The organism is Tamlana sp. s12 (assembly GCF_016767215.1).
GTDB lineage: Bacteria > Bacteroidota > Bacteroidia > Flavobacteriales > Flavobacteriaceae > Pseudotamlana > Pseudotamlana agarivorans.
Map to the genome: position 1 here is coordinate 2,504,592 of NZ_CP068547.1, position 20,291 is coordinate 2,524,882.

17 protein-coding genes are annotated in these 20,291 nt (G+C 34.1%); 8 read left to right on the plus strand and 9 right to left on the minus strand.

Translation table 11 applies throughout. The annotated features are described in order from the left end of the window. Positions 1 to 86 precede the first annotated feature (86 nt). The 3 genes from JJL45_RS10965 (at position 87) to JJL45_RS10975 (ending at position 3,275) form a co-directional block, all read left to right on the plus strand. Positions 87 to 1,433 (plus strand): DEAD/DEAH box helicase, encoded by a 1,347-nt coding sequence (locus tag JJL45_RS10965; RefSeq protein WP_068604652.1) that lies wholly within the window; start codon positions 87 to 89, stop codon positions 1,431 to 1,433. Then, on the plus strand, positions 1,433 to 2,746 hold the full coding sequence (locus JJL45_RS10970) for a DEAD/DEAH box helicase (protein WP_068604654.1): 1,314 nt from the start codon (positions 1,433 to 1,435) through the stop codon (positions 2,744 to 2,746). Before JJL45_RS10965 ends, JJL45_RS10970 begins: the two co-directional genes overlap by 1 nt. Positions 2,747 to 2,825: 79 nt before the next feature. Further along, a complete protein-coding gene (locus tag JJL45_RS10975) occupies positions 2,826 to 3,275 on the plus strand; it encodes a KTSC domain-containing protein (RefSeq protein ID WP_068604656.1) in 450 nt (149 codons plus the stop codon). Between the two features lie 178 nt (positions 3,276 to 3,453). Here the strand turns inward: JJL45_RS10975 and trxA are convergent, their stop codons facing one another. The 8 genes from trxA to JJL45_RS11015 form a co-directional block, all read right to left on the minus strand. Continuing rightward, the gene (gene trxA, locus JJL45_RS10980; protein ID WP_068604658.1) at positions 3,454 to 3,750 is read right to left on the minus strand and encodes a thioredoxin; all 297 of its coding nucleotides are present in this window, start codon (positions 3,748 to 3,750) and stop codon (positions 3,454 to 3,456) included. 56 nt (positions 3,751 to 3,806) lie between these two features. After that, positions 3,807 to 4,967 (minus strand): iron-containing alcohol dehydrogenase, encoded by a 1,161-nt coding sequence (locus JJL45_RS10985; protein ID WP_068604660.1) that lies wholly within the window; start codon positions 4,965 to 4,967, stop codon positions 3,807 to 3,809. Positions 4,968 to 5,111: 144 nt separating this feature from the next. After that, positions 5,112 to 6,110, minus strand: a complete 999-nt coding sequence (locus JJL45_RS10990; protein ID WP_068604777.1) for an NADP-dependent oxidoreductase — start codon at positions 6,108 to 6,110, stop codon at positions 5,112 to 5,114. A 10-nt stretch (positions 6,111 to 6,120) separates the two neighbouring features. After that, complete coding sequence (locus JJL45_RS10995) at positions 6,121 to 6,753, minus strand: NAD(P)H-dependent oxidoreductase (RefSeq protein WP_068604662.1); 633 nt, start codon at positions 6,751 to 6,753, stop codon at positions 6,121 to 6,123. Positions 6,754 to 6,762: 9 nt separating this feature from the next. Next, positions 6,763 to 7,431: an NAD(P)H-binding protein gene (locus JJL45_RS11000; protein WP_068604664.1), complete on the minus strand. Its 669-nt coding sequence runs from the start codon at positions 7,429 to 7,431 to the stop codon at positions 6,763 to 6,765. A gap of 1 nt (position 7,432) precedes the next feature. After that, complete coding sequence (locus JJL45_RS11005; protein ID WP_068604665.1) at positions 7,433 to 8,017, minus strand: TetR/AcrR family transcriptional regulator; 585 nt, start codon at positions 8,015 to 8,017, stop codon at positions 7,433 to 7,435. 335 nt (positions 8,018 to 8,352) lie between these two features. Continuing rightward, the gene (locus tag JJL45_RS11010; RefSeq protein ID WP_068604667.1) at positions 8,353 to 9,732 is read right to left on the minus strand and encodes a serine hydrolase domain-containing protein; all 1,380 of its coding nucleotides are present in this window, start codon (positions 9,730 to 9,732) and stop codon (positions 8,353 to 8,355) included. Between the two features lie 180 nt (positions 9,733 to 9,912). Beyond that, the gene (locus tag JJL45_RS11015) at positions 9,913 to 10,812 is read right to left on the minus strand and encodes an EamA family transporter (protein ID WP_068604669.1); all 900 of its coding nucleotides are present in this window, start codon (positions 10,810 to 10,812) and stop codon (positions 9,913 to 9,915) included. A 190-nt stretch (positions 10,813 to 11,002) separates the two neighbouring features. Here JJL45_RS11015 and JJL45_RS11020 point away from each other — a divergent pair, with 190 nt between their 5' ends. Further along, positions 11,003 to 12,511 carry an SLC13 family permease gene (locus tag JJL45_RS11020; protein WP_242521384.1) on the plus strand — a complete coding sequence of 503 codons (1,509 nt, stop codon included), beginning with the start codon at positions 11,003 to 11,005 and terminating at the stop codon, positions 12,509 to 12,511. 199 nt (positions 12,512 to 12,710) lie between these two features. Beyond that, the gene (locus JJL45_RS11025) at positions 12,711 to 16,424 is read left to right on the plus strand and encodes a T9SS type A sorting domain-containing protein (RefSeq protein ID WP_068604674.1); all 3,714 of its coding nucleotides are present in this window, start codon (positions 12,711 to 12,713) and stop codon (positions 16,422 to 16,424) included. Positions 16,425 to 16,517: 93 nt separating this feature from the next. Here JJL45_RS11025 and JJL45_RS11030 read toward each other — a convergent pair whose 3' ends face one another. Beyond that, positions 16,518 to 17,237: a 3-ketoacyl-ACP reductase gene (locus JJL45_RS11030; protein WP_068604676.1), complete on the minus strand. Its 720-nt coding sequence runs from the start codon at positions 17,235 to 17,237 to the stop codon at positions 16,518 to 16,520. 289 nt (positions 17,238 to 17,526) lie between these two features. On the opposite strand from JJL45_RS11030, the gene JJL45_RS11035 reads away from it, so the two are divergent. The 3 genes from JJL45_RS11035 to JJL45_RS11045 all read left to right on the plus strand — a co-directional run bounded on the left by JJL45_RS11035 (position 17,527) and on the right by JJL45_RS11045 (position 20,284). Beyond that, on the plus strand, positions 17,527 to 17,898 hold the full coding sequence (locus tag JJL45_RS11035) for a hypothetical protein (protein WP_068604678.1): 372 nt from the start codon (positions 17,527 to 17,529) through the stop codon (positions 17,896 to 17,898). Between the two features lie 28 nt (positions 17,899 to 17,926). Beyond that, a complete protein-coding gene (locus tag JJL45_RS11040) occupies positions 17,927 to 18,496 on the plus strand; it encodes a hypothetical protein (RefSeq protein ID WP_202664132.1) in 570 nt (189 codons plus the stop codon). A 114-nt stretch (positions 18,497 to 18,610) separates the two neighbouring features. After that, complete coding sequence (locus JJL45_RS11045; RefSeq protein WP_068604682.1) at positions 18,611 to 20,284, plus strand: patatin-like phospholipase family protein; 1,674 nt, start codon at positions 18,611 to 18,613, stop codon at positions 20,282 to 20,284. The last annotated feature ends 7 nt before the right edge of the window (positions 20,285 to 20,291 follow it).

Genomic DNA, 20,291 nt, shown 5'->3' on the forward strand with positions numbered 1-20,291 from the left:
TAACAATTTCATCTTATAAAGGAATTACGGAGTAAATAGTAATCCCCAGAGCAAAAGTGTCGCTATCTTTGCTCAAAAAAATAGCCATGTTAAAACAGTTTTCAGATTTAGGAATTAACGAACAGCTCCAGCAAAGTTTAATCGATTTACAAATTTCTGAACCGACAGACGTTCAGAAAAAAGCGATTCCGGTAGTTTTAAATCAGAAAGATGATCTCGTTGTTTTAGCAAAAACAGGTACAGGAAAAACAGCGGCTTTTGGCTTGCCGTTATTACAATTGGCCAATGTAGAGAATAAAGACATTCAATCTTTAATCCTTACACCTACAAGAGAATTAGGCCAGCAGATTTACAACAATTTACAATCTTTAGCTTCAAATAGCACAGAAATTAAAATCGTCTCTTTGTGCGGAGGAACACCCATAAAGCCACAGATTGAAGCTTTAACAAATCAGTCTCAAATTATAATTGCTACACCTGGTCGTTTGGTAGATTTAGTTAAACGTGAAGCCATTAATCTGAAAAGCATAAGCTATTTTGTATTAGATGAAGCTGATGAAATGATAAGTGCTTTAAAGGAAGAGGTGGATGCCATTATAAATGAACTTCCTAAAACCAGAAGAACCTTATTATTTACAGCAACCATGCCTGGTTACATAAAACAATTGGTTCAAAATTACATGTCTAAACGTGTGGTACACATCGAAGCCGATATGGAAACGGTTGGTCATCAAGGTATCGATCATCAATATGTTGTGGTAGAGCCTATAGAGAAATTAGAAGTTTTAATGCATTTTTTAAACTCTAGAGAAGGCGAACGTGGTATTATTTTTTGTAAAACCAAGGCTGCTGTTAATAAATTGGCTAAAAATTTAGCGATTAATAAATTTTCATCAGGAGCGTTACATGGTAGTTTGTCTCAAGGTATTCGTGATCGTATTATGGGACAATTTAGAGATGAACATATCGATATTTTGGTTGCTACCGATTTAGCTGCTCGTGGTATTGATGTTAAAAACCTGTCTTACGTTGTAAATTATCATTTACCAGATACTTATGATGCCTATGTACATAGAAGTGGAAGAACGGCTAGAGCAGGAGCGAAAGGGTTTTCTTTAACCATTTTACAGGAAGAAGAAGTGATTGATATTGCCGATTTTGAAGATGAATTAGGCATTACTTTTAAGACCTTTAAAAAAGCTGATGCTCAAAGTATTGAAGAGAATAATACATTGTTATGGGCTAAAAAAATATTTAAAACCAAACCTAATCGTGAGGTTTCAGAAGATTTAAAAGCCAAGATAAAAACCATATTTCATCATTTAACCAAAGAAGAACTTGTTGATAAAATATTAGCAAATTACTTAGCTCAAAACGCCACGGCAATTCCAAATCCTGAAGGCGCTAAAACGCATAAAAAGAAAAAGCAATAATGGCTAACGACATAAAAAATCAACAGGATATTTTAAATAAATTAAATATTCAAGCCTTAAATCCGATGCAGGAAGAGGCTTTTTCGGTTATCGAATCGAATACAAATACTGTTTTGTTATCACCCACAGGAACAGGGAAAACACTAGCGTTTTTACTACCCTTATTAGAAGTTTTGGATCCTGAATTGCAAGAAATTCAAGCCTTGGTTATCGTGCCTTCAAGAGAATTAGCGATTCAAATTGAACAAGTGATACGCTCGATGGGATCAGGTTTTAAAGTGAATGCTGTTTATGGAGGTAGACCTATTTCCAAAGATAAAATTGAAATAAAACATAATCCTGCCATTTTAATTGGTACACCCGGCAGATTATTAGATCATTTTGATGCCAATCGTTTTGATAAAACAAGCATTAGAACGCTTATTCTAGATGAATTTGATAAATCATTAGAAGACGGTTTTGAAGAAGAAATGAAGGCCATTATTAGGCAATTGCCAAGTATAAACAAACGTATTTTAACCTCAGCAACGCAAGGGGTTAAAATACCTGGTTTTGTACGGTTGGACAAGCCTATTACAGTGAATTACTTAAACACTAAAAAAACATCGCAATTAACAATAAAAACTGTTATTTCTCCTAAAGCCAATAAGTTGGGGACTTTGTTAGAATTGGTAGCGCATATTGGCGATAAACCAGGCATCATATTTTGCAATTTAAGAGATAGCATTAACGACGTAAGTGCTTTTTTAAAACGCAATAAAATTAGTCATGCTTGCTTTTCTGGTGGTATGGAGCAAAAAGACAGAGAAAGGGCGCTTATAAAGTTTAGAAACGGAAGTTGTCAGGTTTTAGTGGCTACAGATTTGGCTGCCCGAGGGATTGATATTCCAGAAATGAATCATATCATCCATTATGAATTACCACGACACGAAGAAGAATTTATTCATAGAAACGGTAGAACCGCCCGTGTTAATGCTAAAGGAACGGCCTATATTTTAAAGTGGGAGAACGAAATATTACCAGAATTTATCAAAGATGTTAAGGGTATCAATATTTCAAAGAAAGCCCCTAAAATTGAACAATATTGGGAAACCTTGTTTATTTCAGGTGGCCGAAAAGATAAAATTTCAAAAGGTGATATTGCAGGATTATTTTTTAAACAAGGCGGTATAAGTAAAGACCAGCTGGGTGTTATTGAACTTAAAGTAGACTGTGCTTTTGTAGCAGTTCCGTTAGCTCTTGCCAATACTTTAGTTCAAAAACTAAACAATACCAGATTAAAAAACAAGAAGGTCCGTGTAACGGTCTTATAATCAGTGATTTTTTAATTGTTGTTTTTTGTATTTCATGTGATTTTTACACCTACTTTTGCGGCTTCAAAATAAAGATGATATGAAGCGCATAAATGAATATAAAAAACTCTTTGGAGTTGAAAACGAAATCGAGTTAAAGGCTTTAAAGAAAAGTTACCGCGATTTGGTTAAAGCATGGCATCCTGATAAGTTTCAAGATGGTGATGCATTAAAAGAAGAAGCTGAAATTAATAGCCGTAAAATTATTGATGGCTACCATTTTCTAGTTAGTATTGCGCCAGAAACCTTAGCAGCGAATTTAGAAGCCTATACAGAAACCATTACAAATTCTGCTATTTCTGATTACCATCACAAAGGGATGTTACTAGAAATTACTTTTACGGATGGTACTACCTACGAGTATTTTGGAGTTACAAAACAGGTTTATATTAAAATGATTAATAGTAATAAACTAAATCGATTTGCTAAACGCTCTATTTATCCTAAGTATCAGTATAGAATGGCAAAACGTGAGCTTGAAACAGCTTAATATATTCAAATATAAAGAAGCTGTCTGTTAAGTCAAACCCATCGTCATGCCGTGCTCGGTACGGAATCTCATCAATTGACATTCATAGATTATGAGAATCTGAAATAAATTCAGATTGACGGAAAGGTTATTTCTTAGACAGCTTCTTTCTTTATTATATACTTACAATCAAAGGTTGTTAAGCGTTTGTTGAAATAACGTTTAATATGTCATTTTTCTGAAGTACGCCAGACTGTCTCCAAACCTGTTTTCCGTTTTTAAATAGTAACATGGTAGGTACACCTTTAACCTGGTATTTTGTTGCTAACTCTTGATTTTTGTCAACGTCTATCTTAATAATAGAAATGGAGTCTTTTAATGTGTCTTTCACATCTTTTAGAATCGGACCTAAAGTTTTGCAAGGACCACACCAAGTGGCATAAAAGTCAACAAGTACAGGTTTATCCTGATTTATGATTTCTGAAAAGTTACTCATTTTATTAGGTTTTATAATCAATATTTAAAAATAGTTGATGTCTTATCGACCATAGTCTAATAAGCCATTTTTACAATTTTTTCAACCTTCTCAGGAGATAAATCTTGATGCTCACCCAATCCTAACCAACCACGGTCGGTAAAACGTTTTGAAATTTCTTCAGCAGTACCTTCATAATCTTTAGTATAATCAGATAATTTGGTGTCAATCTCTAAACTTTGGAAAAAAGCTTCTGTTTTTTCAATAGCAGCATAAGCTTTATCATCGGTATTTCCTTCTGTCACATTCCATACACGCTCTGCGTATTGCGCTAACTTTTCTTTTTTCGCTTCAAAATTGAATTTATAATGACTAGGGAAAATGATCGCTAATGTTCTTGCGTGATCAATTCCATATAAAGCGGTAAGTTCGTGTCCCATAGCATGCACAGCCCAATCGGTAGGCACACCTTTTTGAATTAAACCGTTTAAGGCCATCGTGCAACTCCACATAAAGTTTGCTGCCGATGTATATTCTGTAGGATCTTTAATTACTTTAGGAGCGACTTCAATTAAAGTTTGTAAAATGCTTTCAGCAAATCTGTCTTGTAATAAGGCTCCAATAGGGTAGGTCATATATTGTTCTAAAACATGAGAAAAAGCATCGGTAATTCCGTTGGCTAACTGACGTTTTGGAATAGAAGCAATCACTTGAGGATCTAAAACTGAGAACTCAGGAAATAAACCAGGACCACCCATAGCAAGCTTTTCCTTGGTTTCCTCTCTGGTAATCACAGCACCAGAATTCATCTCGGAACCTGTTGCAGGAAGGGTTAAAACGGTTCCGAATGGCATGCCTTTTTCAGTTCTTATTTTTTCTGTTAGAATATCCCAAGGGGTATCGCCATCAAATAATGCAGCAGACGATAAAAATTTGGTGCCATCAATCACAGAACCACCACCGACAGCTAATAAATAAGTGATGTTTTCATCTTTAATCACTTTTAAAGCTTGCATTAAAACAGCATATTCCGGATTGGCAGGAATACCACCAAATTCAACCACATCAAATGATGATAAGGCAGCTTTTACTTGATCGTATATGCCGTTCTTTTTAATACTACCACCACCATAAAGCATTAAAACTTTGGCGTCATTAGGAATTTCATTTTCTATATTTTTTATAGTGTCTTTTCCAAAAATAATTTTGGTCGGGTTTTTAAATTCAAAAGTGTTCATTTGCTTAATTTTTATGGTTATGTGTGTTGTAAATAAGTTTTAAAAGTGAGCTTGTCAGGTTGAGCTTGTCGAAACCTTTATTGATTATCAAATAGTTAAAATATTTCAACAGGCTCAATTTGGCAACTTTTTTACATTATGTTTTTAGATTTTAACAATCATTTTTCCTTTATTTTTTCCTTCAAACAAATCGATGAAAGCCTTTGGAATATTATCAAAACCTTCAACAATCGTTTCGGTATAAGTTAATTTACCTGCTTTCAACCAAGTCGCTAACTGTTGTATAGCTTCTGGGAACTTTTCAGCATAATTAGATACAATAAATCCTTGCATTAAAGCACTGTTTTTAACCAAAAATGGCTGTACGCTTAAACCGGTAGGTAGTTCCGTTTTATTGTAAACCGAAATAGCTCCACAGATAATAATTCTAGCAAAGCGGTTGATGTTAAAAAGTACCGCATCCGATATTGGTCCACTCACATTGTCAAAATAAATATCAACACCATTTGGAGCTAGTTTTTTGAGCTCAACATTTATATCCTCACTGGTGTTATAATTGATACCAGCATCAAAGCCAAATTCATTTTTTAGCATGTCAATTTTTTCATCGGTACCAGCAATTCCTATAACATGAAGGCCTAGAATTTTAGCAATTTGCCCAACGACACTACCAACAGCTCCAGCAGCACCAGAAATGATAATAGTTTCTCCTGCTTTAGGTTTTCCTATCTCTTGTAAACCTAAAAAAGCGGTGAGTCCGGTCATTCCTAAAACACCTAAGTAGGCACTTAAAGGCGCTTTAGAAGCATCTACTTTATTTAAGCCTACACCTTTTGATATTTGTTGTGTTGACCAATCGAGCATTCCAGAAACATAATCGCCTTCAGCGAATTTCTTGTTTTTAGAAGCTATCACTTTGGCAATGACACCAGATTGTATGGGTTTATTTAATTGGAATGGTGGCACATACGATTTGGCATCACTCATGCGTCCTCTTAAATAAGGATCTACTGAAACGTAAGTGGTTTCTAAAAGCATTTCACCTTCAGAAATTTGGAGTTTGTTATCTTCAGTAACAAATTCAAAATTTGAAACCGTAGGTTCACCTTGGGGTCTGTTATTTAATAAAATGGTCTTTTTCATAGCTATTTTTTTATTCAATTACAGTTACTAATTCATTCATTGGTTTTCTCACCTTTACAAGGTTTACTAACCAGTCTTTATCTTCTTGTCTGTAGCCTAAAGGAAGCATGACTGCACTGCGTAAACCTTTTTCTTTTAAGCCTAAAATCTCATCAACGGCAGTAGGATCAAAACCTTCTAGAGGTGTGGCATCTACACCTTCAAAAGCAGCAGCAATTACGGCTTGAGAAAAAGCGATGTACGCTTGTTTTGCAGCATGATTAAAATTCTCTTCGGCCTCTTTTTGCGGATAAGAATTTAATAACATCTGACGGTAGTTTTCCCAACCTTCGTTTTTAAATCCGCGAATATCGTTGGTTAAATCAAACATGTGGTTAATGCGATCGGCAGTATAGGTATCCCAAGCAGCAAAAACGAGTAGGTGAGAGCAGTCGGTAATCACCGATTGATTCCAAGCTACAGGTTTAATCTGTTCTTTAACATCTTGATTTTTTATGACTATAATTTCAAAAGGTTGTAAACCGCTTGAGGTAGGAGCAAGTCGTGCAGCTTCTAAAATACGTTCTATTTTTTCTTCGGCAACCGTTTCACCATTCATGGCTTTAGCAGCATATCTCCAATTTAATTTATCTAATAATTCCATATTCAATTCTTATTTATGATTTTTTGCAATGCTTTTTATATCGTTTGAAGTGATAATCACTTCGTTGTAATTTGTAGTATTCGATAGGTCTATCATAGTTTGAGCGATATCTTCGGGTTCGGTAATTTTATATTGCTTCAGTTTACCTATAAATAAAGGCTGAATCACTTTAAAGATGGCCAAGCCTATATTTTCAAGTGTGCGTTGCTCATCACGATCACCGCCAATTAATGAAGGTCTAAAAATAAAGGTGTTCTTAATGTTTTGTTTTTGAACATCACGCTCCATCTCACCTTTGGTTTTATTGTAAAACACGTTACTATTTGGGTTAGCGCCTAATGCAGAAACCACAGAAAATGTTTGGATATTATTATCCTGAGCTAACTTTGCTGCAGCCACAGGAATACCATAATCTATTTTCTTGTATAGCGTTTTATCTGGCGTTTTTTTAGAGGTTGTTCCAATACAGCAATACACTTCGTTAGCCGTAAAATCACTTTTAAACTGATCTAACTCTAATAGATTACCTATAAACTGTGAGACCTTGTTTGGTAGATTTTCGATTTTTGATCGCGAAAATAATTTGATATGTTCATATCTAGAATCTGCAATCAATTTCTCAAGTAAAATAGAACCTGTTAAACCTGTGGCTCCTAAAATTATGGCTGTTTTTTTCATGTTATTTACAAACTTTTATACTGCTCCAAGCCGCTTGATACGCTTCTTCTAGAAGGGTTTCATCCAAAGTGAACGAACCTCGTTTTTGGTTAATCATTAAAAAGGATAGCGGATTTATAGTATATGCGTATAACAGATAATCGGAAATAGGTTTTATAACACCTTCCTTTTTACCACGTGCCCATAAATCTAAAAGCGGTTGTAGATGTTTTATGCCTTCTTGTCGGCAAGATTCATCAATAATTGGCGTATTATCACATTGTGCTAAAAACATGGCGTTTTCGCACTCTTTAAGTTTAAAATCAGCAATGCGTTTCCAAATGATTTCAAAACTTTTTTGAACACAAGTGTCTTCATTATAGTTAGCAAAGGCATACTTGGTGTATTCCGCTTTGACTTCGATATACGTTTTGTTAACCAAATCCTGTTTGTTTTCAAAATACAAATAAATGGTAGCAGGGGAGACATTAGCCATTTTGGCTATTTTACTCATCGGAGCTGCGTGAAATCCATCATTATTAACCAAGTCTATGGTTGCTTTTATTAAGGCATTACGCTTGTCTATACTTTTTTGAAGTTTCGCCATCTTACTTAATTTGAATACAAAGGTAATAAAAAATGAACGTTCATTCTTTTTTTAACAAAAGTTTGGGTTATAAGCAAGAAGCTATAAGCTATATGCAATTGCTTAAGTGCAATATATTAGGAAATAATAAATAAGCAATAATCAATTATTATATAGGAGTAATTATGTGATTTAGAACTTAACTTTACAAGTACACGCTAAACTTAAAATCTATTATGATTTTCAGATGGAAGCGAGAAAATGGAATGAATAATGGCCATTTTATAACGTATATTTTTCTGACAAACCTTGCTCGGAGTTATTAATCTACTGAATTGTAAATTAGGTTTTAAGAACTATAATATTTTTTTAAATTTTAATTCTTTGTTAGCATCTACAAGTAAAACTAACTCATTAACATTTCCTTTTTCATCCCTTACAAATTGTATGGTTTTTGGAATATTTCCTGCTATATATTGACCTTTTAGTATAAATTTATCCCCTTTTATCGGAATAAGTTCTTGGTTTCTGCCATTAGGTAATTCAACAAAAATGCCTTGGACTGTATTTTTGATGGTTACTGGTGGCCTCTTTGCTAATTGATATCGACCTAAATATTCCTTCTTTTGAATTTCGGTTAATGTAATAGCAGCATTATTGTTTGTAGTAACGTATTGTTTGTCCCATTCAGGATTAAATATATCAGCTGCTTTATATCTTATTTTCTGGCGTATATCTGAACTATTAATTCTTTCGTATAATTCACAGGTAACAAACGCTAAAACAGTATCGATATTTGGGTACACAACAATGCCATTTCCCCAAGATCCAGCAGCAAAAAAAGCATTTTTGAATCGATAATCTTCTGTATTTTGTACCAACCACCAAGAATATCCATAACCTATATCTAATTGGGCCCCCTTGAAATAGTCAACATGATCATTTACTTCCTTATAGTTGGTTCTTTCTTTTAACATTTCATCAACCCAATATTTTGAGATTAATTGTTTACCATTCCAGTTCCCTCGGTTTAACATAAGGTAACCAATTCGGGCAAAATCTCTAGTAGATAGCCACATATGATACATGGGAGAATTAGATGATGGGTTTGCTACCTTGTGTTGAGCACCTCGATTCCAGTCTTGAAAATTTAAAGGGATTGCTAATTGAGATTCAACTTCATCATAAATATTTTTTTTTGTTTTTAGTTCAAAAATAGTCCCGTAGGTGTCAAAATCCCAATTGTTGTATAACCAATACGACCCAGGTTCGTGACTTCCTCTTTGAGGTAAATTAGCATTTGGTACGGTTATATTTGTGTTCTTGAAAACTGCTGATCTTGCTGAAAGTAAATCTTGAACCGTGGCTTTTTTTTCAATAGGTAGAATTCCTCCTATATCATCAATTTTTAGGTCTCCAATAGTTTCATTTAATTTAATGGTACCATCTTCTACATATTTACCAAAAAGCATTGAAAGAATACTTTTTCTACAGGAAGCCACCCGACTTAACTGTTCAAGGTTGCCGTATTGATATACGATCTCTCCTTTTTGGATTATCATTAAGCCTGTAACTTTGGTACTGTCTACAATAAAATCATTAAAATGTTTCATTTTAATTGGATCCCAACCTATATCCGATGTGTTTGGATTTACTGTCCATTCTTTATTAGGAAAAGTTTGTGAATAACCATAAAAACTTAATAAAATGGAGAAGAGGGTAAAAATCGTTTTCATTTTTTGTTGTTATTTAATGCTAAATATCTGATTAACATCAAATTTACAATAATTTTAAATACAAAAATTTTAGTCCTTAACTCAAGAAATTAATAGGTTTTTATTGTGTGAGAATGTGCTATAATATTGGAATTAGTCAATTTATTTGTCACTAATAAATAACCAATAATCAATTATTAACTAGGAGTACAGTATAAAAAACACCCCAAGCATAATTCCAGCAAGCGGCACTAATTTTTTACGCTTATTTTGTTCTTTGAAGATGACTCCGCCAACTAATACGGCGATTAGAATCTGACTCCTTTTAATGGCTGAAAGCAACATAATTAACGCTTCTGGATCTTGCAGCGCTTTAAAATAAAAGTAATCTGCGGCTTGCAATAAGATACCTACTGCAGGAATAGACCATCTAAACTTAAAGGCTTTACGTTTTTCGGCATAAGGGAACCAAGTGATGCTTAAAATAACAAGCAGAATTAAAATCACATAAAAACAAAACCAAAAAATTAGGGTTAGTGGCGCAATGTTTAAATATTGAATTAAAAACTTGTCGTATAAACCACTAGATGCACCTAAAAACGTGGCGGCAATGATGGCTAGTATCCATTTGTCTTTTTTAAAGTTAATGCCTTCTTTTTTTCCTATTTTAGAATATAACATCACTGAAAAAATGATTAGAAAAAAACCTAACCACTGTAAGGTGTTAGGGCGTTCTTGATAAATTAGTATCGCCCCAATAAAAGTGAAAAATGGGCCTGCCGATCGAATAGGCGTCACAATGGTGATGGGTAAATGCTTTAAAGCCTGATATGCTAAAATCCAAGATGTTGCCATTATAGCTGATTTAATAAAAATAAATCCGTGTAATTCCCAGGCCATCGAATGAATATAAATGGCGTTGGATTTAGCATATTCAGGAAAATAAACCGAAGCTATATAAAAGGGTAGTAGAAAGGTGAAGCCGGAGCCTACGGTACCTAAAAGCACCGGAAACACTTCGTTTCCGCGTACAGCATGCTTTTTACATAAATTGTGTAATCCTAAAAATAATGCGGCCAAAAGCCCTAAATACATCCACATGGCCGCGAAGATATATTAAAGCTCATTTTTAGAAAATATTTTTTCAACTAAATTTAAATGATGTGACTGTAAAAGGTTTTTAATGTATTTTTAAATGCGCGATAAAGCCTGTTTTCAGGCAGAATTTTGCATAAACCAACTAAACCACCACATAATTATGTCGACTATTGAGGCAAATACCACGATTAATATGAAATTAATAATCGCAGGATTATTAATATTTTTTAGCATCATTTTCTTTGTAGACCTGCAACCTGGCATGCCTGAAGTCACTTATACAGCGGCTATTGCCTTTTTAATGGCTTTTTGGTGGGTTACCGAAGCTTTACCGATAGGCGTAACCTCGTTATTACCTGTAATTTTGTTTCCTGTTTTAGGTGTTCTGGATGGTAAGTCCATTTCTGGAGCGTATATCAATTATGTTATTTTTCTTTTTATAGGTGGTTTCGTCATGGCTTTGGCTATGGAAAAGTGGAATTTACACAAACGCATCGCCTTAAAAATATTAGCGCTAGTAGGCGGGAGCCCGTTTAGAATTCTGTTAGGGTTTATGTTAGCGTCATCATTTTTATCGATGTGGATGTCCAATACAGCAACGGCCATGATGATGCTTCCCATAGCATTTTCGGTGACTGCTGCTTTGGAAGAAGTTTACGGCGAAGGAAAAATAAGTTCATTCGCGGCTGGTTTATTATTAGCCATTGCTCATGCTTGTTCTATAGGGGGTATTGCAACTTTGGTAGGAACACCTCCAAATTTATCGTTTCTACGAATTTTTGAAATTATTTATCCGAATTCACCTGAAATATCCTTTGGTCAATGGGTTGTTTTTGCTTTTCCGATAAGCGTCATGATTTTTGCTGTGTCCCTAGGTTTAATTTATTTAACATACCGTCCGAAAGGACACATTGAAAAACTTGATAAATCATTTTTTAGAGATAAATACCGTGAATTAGGAGCTGTAAGTCTGGAAGAAAAGCGTGTTTTTATCCTATTTATAAGTTTAGCATTATTATGGGTGTTTCGATCGGATTTAAATTTTGGAATTATAAGTATTCCTGGGTGGAGTGGTTTTTTCAAAAATCCTAAATATTTAAATGATGGCACGGTAGCTATTTTCGTGGCCATGCTTTTATTTATTGTACCAGCGTCTAAAAAAAACACAGCCTTAGTCGATTGGAAAATTATGGGAAAACTCCCTTGGCACATTGTGTTTTTATTTGGTGGCGGTTTTGCTCTTGCTAAAGGTTTTATAGATTCAGGTTTGTCTAGTTATGTTGGAGGATTATTGGCAGGTACTAAAGATATGTCGCCACTAATGCTAGTGGGTACTTTAACCACCATGATGTCGTCGTTAACTGAGTTTACTTCCAATACAGCAACTACAGAAATGATGCTTCCTATAGTGTCTGGATTGGCATCAGAAATTCAAGTTAACCCGTTATTAATCATGATTCCGGTGACTTTAGCGGCGTCTATGGCCTTTATGCTGCCCATTGCCACACCACCAAATGCCATTGTTTTTGGTACGGGAAAATTAAAAATGGTTCAGATGATAAAAACGGGACTCATTATCGATATTGTGGCAACCATCATCATCGTGCTCATGACGCTTTTTTGGGGAACTATAATTTTTGAAATAGACCCGACTGTGTTTCCGGAATGGGCGGCTTCTTCCGCGAAAGCGATAAAACATTAAGTAGTATTTTTTTAATAAAAGTGAGTTGATTATATCTTTTTAATAAATAGTCGGTAGAAACATTTGTTGCATACTTTGTTACATATCTGGTATGAACTGAGCGTATAAGTGGGTAATTTTATGATGTTCACTGTCAGCTTTTTAGTGTTATTGGTTGAGTTGTGAATGAAAAAATTAATCCAACTTAAATACTTTCAACATGAAAAAAAAACTATGTACTTTGCTATTTATTTCGCTCTCCTTTTTTCTCTCAACTGCGCAAACAACAGCGATACCTGACCCTAATTTTGAAAAGGTATTAATTGACATTGGAGCCGATACCGGACAAGTAAACGGAACGGTCCCAACTGCCAATCTCGAATTTATTTATAATTTAAATGTAAGCAGTAAAAATATCACTGATTTAACTGGTATTGAAGATTGTGTTAATTTACTCCAATTATTTTGTCAGGACAACAGTCTTACAAAATTAGATTTATCGAAAAATCTAACCCTCCGAACTGTGAATTGTCATAGCAATAAAATTGACAATTTGAATATTAGTACCAATACTGCTATAGAAAGTATCACCGCTTACAATAATGCCATTACCAGCCTAGATTTAAGTTTATTGACTAAATTGAGTTATTTAAGGTGTGATAACAATAAACTTACGACACTAGATGTTAGTAAAAACACTTTATTAGAAATTTTATACTGCAATAACAATGAAATTTCGGTTTTAGATGCAAGTAAATTAACAGCTTTAGAAGTATTGTATTGTGGGGCAAATAAAATCTCTGCCTTAAATGTTACCAATTCATCTAAACTCACAGACTTAAGTTGTGTATTAAATGATTTAACCGCACTTGATGTTTCAAAGAACCCTTTGCTTGTTAATTTGAATTATGGTGAAAACAGTATGACAAGTGCTGTTGATGTAAAAAATAATCCAGTATTGGAGCAATATTATTGTAATGGAAACAATTTAAGTAGTATTGATGTGTCTCAAAATCCAGAACTATGGAATTTAGGCTGCTACGAAAATAATTTATCAAGTATTGATGTTTCGGCTAATCCCAAATTGTCACGCTTTATATCTTATATTAATCCGATTAAAACGCTCGATTTAAGTAATAATACGGCTTTAGAGGTTCTGTGGTGTAATTTTAATGAACTTACTAGTTTGGACCTAAGTTCCAATGTGTTGTTGGAAGATTTATCTTGTGTAGGCAATCAATTAATTAATTTAGATTTAAGTGCACAAAGTGCATTATTGCGTTTAGACTGTAAAGCAAATGATTTAACTATCATGGATATTCGGAATGGTAATAATTCTAATATGACCAAATTTGAAGCATCCAGTAATTCAAACCTAACCTGTGTTTTTGTAGATAATGTTAGCTACAGTACCTCGAATTGGACCAATATAGATTCTTCTAGTAGTTTTGTTGAAAATGAGGCTGGCTGTAGTTTGTTTTCTTACACCCTAATTCCAGATTCTAATTTTGAACAAGCTTTAATTGATATGGGGCGTGATTCTGGTCCTATTGATGGTAAAGTGCTTACCGCTAATATATCTAACAATGTATCTTTAAATGTTGGAGGTAGAAATATCACGGATTTAACTGGTATCGAAGATTTCACCAGTTTACTGCAATTGTTTTGTCATAATAATGATATTACCAGCTTAGACTTATCGAACAATCTAAATCTCAAATCCTTGAGTTGCCATAATAATGAACTCAAAAGTTTGGATATTAGTAGCAATACTGCGCTCGAAAGCCTGACGGCTCACAATAATGCCATTACTAGTCTAGATTTAAGTTTATTAACTAAATTGAATTATTTAAGGTGTGATAGCAATGAACTTACGGCGCTAGATTTAAGTAATAATACATTATTAGAAACCATATATTGCCATGTCAATCAAATTTCCACTTTAGATGTAAGCCAATTAACAGCTTTAGAGATTTTGTATTGTGGGGCTAATAAAATTTCAGCATTGGATGTTACCAATTCGCCTAAACTAATAGACTTAAGTTGTGCATCAAATAATTTAACAACACTTGATGTTTCTCAGAATCCTTTACTTATTAATTTAAATTATGGTGAAAACAAAATGGTAGCGGCAGTGGATGTTAAAAATAATCCAGTATTGGAACAGTATTACTGTTACGGAAATAATTTAAGTAGTATAGATGTGTCTCAAAATCCAGAACTTTGGAATTTAGGCTGCTACGAAAATAATTTAACAGCCATCGATGTTTCTGCAAATCCAAAATTATCACGACTAATAACGTACATTAACCCAATTACAAGTCTAGATTTGAGTAATAATTCGGCTTTAGAGCTGTTATGGTGCCATGTTAATGAACTTACTAGTTTAGATTTAAGTTCTAATGTATTATTGGAAGATTTATCTTGTGGTGTTAACAAATTAACCGATTTAGACCTTAGTGCACAAACCGCATTATTGCGTTTAGACTGTAAAGGGAATCAATTAACAAGATTAGATTTACGTAACGGAAACAATGCCATTATAACTAAGTTTGAAGCTACTAATAACCCAAGTTTAACTTGTATTTTTGTGGATGATGCTGGCTATAGCGCTACCAATTGGACCATTATTGATTCTGCTAGTAATTTTGTTGAAGATGAAGCAGGTTGTGGGGCGTTTACTTATACTTTAATTCCAGACCCTAATTTTGAACAAGCTTTAATTGATATGGGGCGTGATTCTGGTCCCATTGACGGTAAAGTGCTTACTTCAAATATATCTAACAATGTGTCATTAAGTGTTGGAAGTAGAAATATTAGTGATTTAACTGGTATTGAGGATTTTACGAGTTTATTGCAATTATATTGTCAGGATAATAATATTGCAACTTTAGATTTGTCGAACAATCTAAAACTTGAAGATTTGAATTGTCATACTAATAACCTCACTAGTTTAACTATTAGTGCCAATACTCAGCTTGAAAGTGTGACTTGTAGTAGTAATCAGATTACGACTCTAGATGTAACAAATGCACCTAAACTTAAAAACTTAAATTGTGCGTTAAATAATTTAACAACGTTAGATGTTTCCAAGAATCCGTTGCTTGTTAATTTGAACTATGGTGAAAATAATATGGCGGCGGCTGTAGATGTTACCAATAATCCAGTATTAGAACAGTATTACTGTAATGATAACAATTTAAGTAGTATAGATGTGTCTCAAAATCCAGAGCTTTGGAATTTAGGCTGCTACGAAAACAATTTAACTACTATCGATGTTTCTGCGAATCCAAAATTATCTCGACTAATAACGTACATAAACCCGATTACAAGTTTAGATTTGAGTAACAATCCGGCTTTAGTACAACTATGGTGCCATCTTAATGAACTTACTAGTTTGGACCTAAGTTCCAATGTATTATTAGAAGATTTGTCTTGTGCTGTTAACAAATTAACCGATTTAGACGTAAGTGCACAAACTGCACTATTGCGTTTAGATTGTAGAGTGAATGAACTAACAAGTTTAGATGTACGAAATGGCAATAATTCTAATATGACTAGGTTTGAATCGACTACGAATCCAAATCTAACCTGTATATTAGTAGATGATGCGACCTTTAGTACAAATAACTGGACTATTGTGGATGCTACAAGTACTTTTGTTGAAGATGAAGCAGGGTGTATGGCATTAAGCGATCAAGATTTTGCTTTATCCACATTCAGTATTTATCCGAATCCTGTAAAAGACTATATTAATATTAGTACAGATGTGAGCCTTAAGAAAGTTGAAATCTATTCGATTTTAGGAGCAAAGGTTTTTGAGTCTTTTGAAAATAACCAAAGATTGGACTTAAGTTCGCTACAATCTGGGGTTTACATTTTAAAAATGTTTTCAGATAAAGCTGAAAAAACAGTAAAATTTGTGATTCAATAACGTATGATATACACTTGAAAAATACGTTTTTAAATAAATTTAAGGCTGAAGGGCAATGCTTAAAACACATTGACATTCAGCCTTTTTTAATTTTTACGGATTAGTAGACCACAAAGCAGCACTTTTAAGCATGGCGCGCTTCGGTAATTTTAAACCTGCAACAATAAGTTGAGCAAAATCTTCGGGTTGTAAAACGCTATCTTCCGAGTCTTTAGTAGCAATACCTAGGTCGACAGACATGTCTGATGCAATGGTGCTTGGCGTTAGAGTACACACTCGAATGTTGTTTTTACGGACTTCCTTCATTAAGGATTCCGACATACCGATAACCGCAAACTTTGAAGCAGAATATGCCGAAGTACTTGCGTTTCCATTTAATCCAGCTGTTGATGACACATTTATGATCTCGCCATCGTTTTGATGGATTAAGTTTGGTAAAACTTCTTTGGTGACATAATACATACCCATAACATTAGTTTGAATGATTTGAGTCCATTGGTCGACAGGCATATCATTTAATGTCCCAAAAGCCGCAATTCCAGCGTTGTTTACTAAAATATCAACGCCTCCTAAATTTTCAATAAGTTCTTTAATGGCTACTTTTACGTCTTCATAATTACCAACGTCGAAGGCGGCATAGGTGGCTTTAACGCCTAGCGCTTCAATTTCTGCAACGGTTTCTTTTAGAAGTTTTTCATTTCTACCTGTAATAGCGACATCAATGCCTTCGTGTGCAAAAGCAAGTGCTGTGGCTTTTCCTAATCCTCGGCTGCCACCTGTAATTATGGCTTTTCTATTTTTTAATGTTGTCATTTTAAAATATTTATGTATTGATATTGAGTTGTTTATAATGATGAGATAAATCATTTATCAAAACCTGTAAGTTACAAAACTGCGGGTACAGCGGTGTAGACGAATATGTTGTTTTTAAGTTAAAACTGAATAACTGCATAGATTTAATGTAGTGATCTGTTTATGAATTTGATAAGACATTCTAAATTGATGAATTGACTAATCATGTAGTTAGTTTCCTGTTAATTTTTGATATATTCGCTCTTTTGAATTCTAAATTTTACAACCTAACTAACTAACCCCTTGCTGCATGACTAGAACTTATACCTGGGTTTTATTAATCATTTTACTTCTTACAGGTGGCTATTTGGTTAAAGCTTTTTTTGAGGAAGATGACGCGCTAAAACGTGTTGAATTTGAATTGCAGCAAACTAAACTAAGTTTAAATGAAGCCTTGAATTCAAATAAACAGGCTAAAAAGGAGATTGAGCATTTAAACCTACAACTTACCAACTATCAAGCAGAAATAGAGCGCATTCAGTACAAAATAGACATCACAAATTTGCTTCAAGAACGCGTCAAAGTAGCAACATTTAAAAGACGCCAAACTATCGATTCTTTATTAAAAATAAAACGTGAACACCTATCTGTGCTAATAGCCAACGATAGCGTGTTCGATTAATACCAGTAATTCTACTAAATACTCTTTGATGAAAAGCAGCTTCCTCATTTTATGCCTTTTGATTTTTATAAACATTAACTTGTTTGGTCAGAGCCCAAAGCAAACACCTTCTGAAACCATAACCATAGATTCCACTTATGTAATAAAACTTGAAAAACCTTTTCTCTTAAAGCCTCAAGAGATATTAAAAAACAACACCAATAGTAAATTATATGTGTTTAATGCTCCGAGTTTTAAATATTTTCAGGAATTACGTCAATTTTTAAAAATGGAAAACGAAACCGAGCTTGATACCGTCATAAACCGTTACCACCAACTTATTTTAGAAAGTCAGGATCTATATGATAAGCTTGCCAAAGACTGTCGTGCTCAACAAAATTTATATGAGCAAAGCATTTGCGAGTTTCAGGAAAGTGTAAACCATTTAGAATCTTCGGTAAATCGCACAGAACAGGCCCTATTGGAATCCAACACGTCGTTAGAAGCAGCCTCATCAGAATTAAAATCCTATCGAAAAAAACGATTCTGGAGTAACATGGGCGCTGTTGGAGCAGGAACCGTAATTGGTGTGCTTATTGGTGTTTTAGTGGCTAATTGAAAACGGATAAGTAAAAGTCTTAAACTGATTTTTCTTCTGAAAACACTTACAAACCTGTATATTTATAACCCTATTAAAATAGATGTTCCCACATTTTAAAAACCAAAAGACACCATGTCAGAAGATTTTAAAGCATTTGAAAACATCGGACTCTGTTTTAGCGGAGGCGGTTATCGAGCCACTTTTTATGCCTTGGGTATTTTATCTTATTTAAATCATCAGAATTATAAAAACATACCGCTTTTAAAACGAACCAAGGCCTTAAGTACAGTTAGTGGTGGTACTTTAACTGGAGTGGCTTATGCTAAAGCTGTACAGGATCCTGACTTCGATTTTAAGTTGTTTTTTAATAGTTTTTATAAGACGTTTACTCCCGAAAATGATACTTTACTAGAAAAAGCCATTTCAAAACTGGAAGATGATGCCGTTTGGAAGTCCAATCCTTCTAAAAAACGTTCATTAATCAATGCTTTTGCTTTAACCTATGCCGAATTGCCTTTATTTCAAGGGGAATTCAGCCTTTTTAAAAAGGAGCATATTAAACAACTGGAGCAGGTTTGTTTTAATGCTACCGATTTCTCATTCGGACTTACTTATCGCTTTCAAAACAGGGGATATTTTGGAAATAATCCCTTGTATAAAACCAATCAAAAGGAAATAAATGCGCTGCGTTACCAAATCGCTTTAGGCGATGTTATAGCGTCATCATCATGTTTTCCAGTGGGATTTGAACCTTTGGTTTTCCCCGATGATTACTTTAAAGATCATAACGATACAGATTATAAAAATTTAAAAGCCATAGGTGCTTTTGCTAAAGGTGTAGGCATTATGGATGGTGGTATTGCCGATAACCAGGGGATTGGCAGCATGATGCTTATTAACGAGCGCATGAAAAACGGTTTAGATTTAATTATTGTGAATGATGTGGGAAGCTTTAAAATGCAACCATGGGAACCCGATGCGTCTAAAATTGAAAAAACATCGACGCTCCAACAAGCGATAAACAAAATTTTAAAGTATTTCACCATCAAGCCTTTGTATGTTATTATGCTCATCATTGGCGTTTTGATTTTAACTTTGAATAATATGCAGGTTTTTGGTTCGCAATCTTATACCAGTCTGTATATTCTAGGCGGTGTTTTTCTAGGGGCTGGTAGTTTATTAACCGTTTTAGGATTATTGGCTTCCATGTTAAAATCGGCTGTGCTGTCTAAACTGAAAACCATTTTCAAAAAAAATGTTCCAGAACCGTTGTTAGATGATGTATTAACGTTTCAAAAATTGGATATTGGCTTAATTCAGAGAATGCTTTCAGAACGATTTAGCTCGGCTATGACCATGATAAACGATGTGTTTTTAAAGCAAATGCGACGTTTAAACTACGATTTATTTTATTCAAAAGACATTTTAAAAAATAAACGTATCACCACAACGGTGTATAAATTAAGTGGTAAAAAAACCGCTTACAATCAAGCTACTAGTCTGAGTAAAGACATTAAACCACCAAGTAAAGCTTTAAAAAAGGTGTGTTTAACGGCCTCAGAAACACCAACAACTTTATGGTGGGATAAAACCGATATTGCCAGTAACCGTATGGAAACGCTATTGGCTTGTGGACAATTTACCATCTGTTACGAACTCATGGATTATATTTTGGAACTGAAATCTAAAAATAAAAATTTATTTAATGATTTCCCTGAAATTGAACCACTTTACAACGCTTTGGAGTCCGATTGGAATCTATTTAACAACGACCCCTTGTGGTTAGTGCATGCCCTAAAGGTTTAAGAATATC

What these genes read in the sequence shown, in the direction of transcription:
- JJL45_RS10965 (WP_068604652.1), top strand. Translation starts at nt 87, where the DNA reads ATGTTAAAACAGTTTTCAGATTTAGGAATTAACGAACAGCTCCAGCAA.
- JJL45_RS10970 (WP_068604654.1), top strand. Translation starts at nt 1,433, where the DNA reads ATGGCTAACGACATAAAAAATCAACAGGATATTTTAAATAAATTAAAT.
- JJL45_RS10975 (WP_068604656.1), top strand. Translation starts at nt 2,826, where the DNA reads ATGAAGCGCATAAATGAATATAAAAAACTCTTTGGAGTTGAAAACGAA.
- trxA (WP_068604658.1), bottom strand. Translation starts at nt 3,750, where the DNA reads ATGAGTAACTTTTCAGAAATCATAAATCAGGATAAACCTGTACTTGTT.
- JJL45_RS10985 (WP_068604660.1), bottom strand. Translation starts at nt 4,967, where the DNA reads ATGAACACTTTTGAATTTAAAAACCCGACCAAAATTATTTTTGGAAAA.
- JJL45_RS10990 (WP_068604777.1), bottom strand. Translation starts at nt 6,110, where the DNA reads ATGAAAAAGACCATTTTATTAAATAACAGACCCCAAGGTGAACCTACG.
- JJL45_RS10995 (WP_068604662.1), bottom strand. Translation starts at nt 6,753, where the DNA reads ATGGAATTATTAGATAAATTAAATTGGAGATATGCTGCTAAAGCCATG.
- JJL45_RS11000 (WP_068604664.1), bottom strand. Translation starts at nt 7,431, where the DNA reads ATGAAAAAAACAGCCATAATTTTAGGAGCCACAGGTTTAACAGGTTCT.
- JJL45_RS11005 (WP_068604665.1), bottom strand. Translation starts at nt 8,017, where the DNA reads ATGGCGAAACTTCAAAAAAGTATAGACAAGCGTAATGCCTTAATAAAA.
- JJL45_RS11010 (WP_068604667.1), bottom strand. Translation starts at nt 9,732, where the DNA reads ATGAAAACGATTTTTACCCTCTTCTCCATTTTATTAAGTTTTTATGGT.
- JJL45_RS11015 (WP_068604669.1), bottom strand. Translation starts at nt 10,812, where the DNA reads ATGTGGATGTATTTAGGGCTTTTGGCCGCATTATTTTTAGGATTACAC.
- JJL45_RS11020 (WP_242521384.1), top strand. Translation starts at nt 11,003, where the DNA reads ATGAAATTAATAATCGCAGGATTATTAATATTTTTTAGCATCATTTTC.
- JJL45_RS11025 (WP_068604674.1), top strand. Translation starts at nt 12,711, where the DNA reads ATGAAAAAAAAACTATGTACTTTGCTATTTATTTCGCTCTCCTTTTTT.
- JJL45_RS11030 (WP_068604676.1), bottom strand. Translation starts at nt 17,237, where the DNA reads ATGACAACATTAAAAAATAGAAAAGCCATAATTACAGGTGGCAGCCGA.
- JJL45_RS11035 (WP_068604678.1), top strand. Translation starts at nt 17,527, where the DNA reads ATGACTAGAACTTATACCTGGGTTTTATTAATCATTTTACTTCTTACA.
- JJL45_RS11040 (WP_202664132.1), top strand. Translation starts at nt 17,927, where the DNA reads ATGAAAAGCAGCTTCCTCATTTTATGCCTTTTGATTTTTATAAACATT.
- JJL45_RS11045 (WP_068604682.1), top strand. Translation starts at nt 18,611, where the DNA reads ATGTCAGAAGATTTTAAAGCATTTGAAAACATCGGACTCTGTTTTAGC.